Source organism: Streptomyces bambusae (genome assembly GCF_019400985.1).
In the GTDB taxonomy this organism is placed as follows: Bacteria; Actinomycetota; Actinomycetes; order Streptomycetales; family Streptomycetaceae; genus Streptomyces; species Streptomyces bambusae_A.
The window spans coordinates 1-1,598 of sequence record NZ_WTFF01000615.1 but is presented as its reverse complement, the minus strand read 5'-3'; the positions used below and the strand labels follow the sequence as shown (position 1 = coordinate 1,598).

Below are 1,598 nucleotides of genomic sequence, written 5' to 3'. Positions count from 1 at the left end.
GCCGGCGGGCCCCCCGGCGGCCTGCCCCCCCCACAGCGGCAGGCCCACCGACCGCACGCGGGTGTGCAGGATGCGCACGCCGTTGAGCCCGGCCAGGGCCGGGTAGCGCCCGTCGCGGAAACCGCGCAGCCCGGGCAGCCGGTCTGTGGCAGCACCCGGTGCCGGGACGTGCCCGCCGGCCCCACCACGACCGTCTCCCCCGGTCCCAGCGGCTGATGGCGGGCCAGTTCGCAGGCGGCGGCCAGCATGGCGGTCGACGCCCGGGCGAGACCGGGCCCGGCCGAGAGGCGGCGCGGCGGGTCGGTGACGCCGCGCGTCCGCAGGTGCGCGGAGACCTGGCCCAGCGGGCAGCCGACCGGCGCGTCCCGCCCCCCCAGCGGGCCGATCTCCACCCCGGCGCCCCACAGGCGCACGGGCAGCAGGGGCAGGTCCAGGCCGTCGGCCTCGGCCATCCGCTGCCGTTCCCAGTCCGCGTCGTGGCCTGCCACCAGCGCCACCAGCACGGCCTGTTCGCCGGCCAACCGCGCCAACAGGTCGCCGGCCTCCGGCCAGTCGGTCCCGGTCGCGGTGTGCACCGCGAGCCTCCCGGTCACCGGTCGCCCCGCGCTTCGCGGACCAGGGTGCCGTGCACCAACGGGTGTGCGCCGAGCAGCGGGTCGTGGGCGGCGGACCGGAACCCGACGGCGTGGCCGAGGAGTTCGGCGGCCAGGTCGTGGGGCCGCCCCGACGCCGCCAGCTCCTCGGCGACACGGCAGTCGGGCCCGATCGCCTCCGCCAGTACGGGATCGTGCCCGGCGAGCTGTGCCCGGGCCCGGGCGGCGGCCCGGGCCGCGTCCGACGCGGCCGCGCGGTCCCGGCCCCAGGCCGTACCGTGCCACGCCGCGGGCCGTCCCGCCGTACCGCCGCCCTGGTCACCGGCCCCGGCCCGTTCCTCGGCCCTGGTGCCGTCCCGCTCCCCTTCTGCCCCCGGGGGCAGGGTGAGCGCGGCCTCGGCGCACACCAGGCCGCCAGGTGTTTCGTGCAGGCGGTAGCGCCAGGTGGCGCCGTCCGGCGCCGGCCGCTCCGCGTCGTCCTCGTGCCACTGCGTACGGCTGTCGGCCTGCCGGTCGAGGGCGGCGAGCCGCAGCGCCGCGTCCAGCAGTGCCGCGCCCTCGGTGGTGCCGGCCCCGCCCTCCGGGTCGGGGCCGCGCAGGAAGGCCCGTAGTGCCTCGTCGTCCGCCTCGCCGCCGGTGGCTCCCCAGCCCGCGGCGGCCCGGCCGTCCGGCGTGCCGGGCCCGGGGACGACCCGCGCCAGGCACGTCGGCAGCTGGGACCAGTCGGCCGGGGTGTCCGACCGGTGCCGGCCGATCAGTGCCGCCGCATCGGGGCCGTCGGCGTCGCCGTCGGTGAGGTCGAGCGAACGCCAGCCCAGCGGACGGGAGTCCACCACGTGCACGGTGCGCGCTCCGTCGCCGGCCAGGCCGGTGATCTCCTTGAAGGCCTGCTCGGCGGCGAGCTGGGCGGCGAGGTCGGCGGCGGACGCAGCCGCCGCCCCCTGCGCCCCATCCGCCCCATCCGCCGCGTCCGCCGCCGGCGCGCCGGCGGGCAGCGTGCCGGTC

2 pseudogenes are annotated in these 1,598 nt (G+C 80.1%); both read right to left on the bottom strand.

Features of this window, described 5'->3' with window-relative positions:
• Positions 1–575 (bottom strand): annotated as a pseudogene (locus GPJ59_RS36070) (hypothetical protein); the annotation flags it as partial.
• A gap of 14 nt (positions 576–589) precedes the next feature.
• Positions 590–1,598: pseudogene (locus GPJ59_RS36065) on the bottom strand (hypothetical protein); the annotation flags it as partial.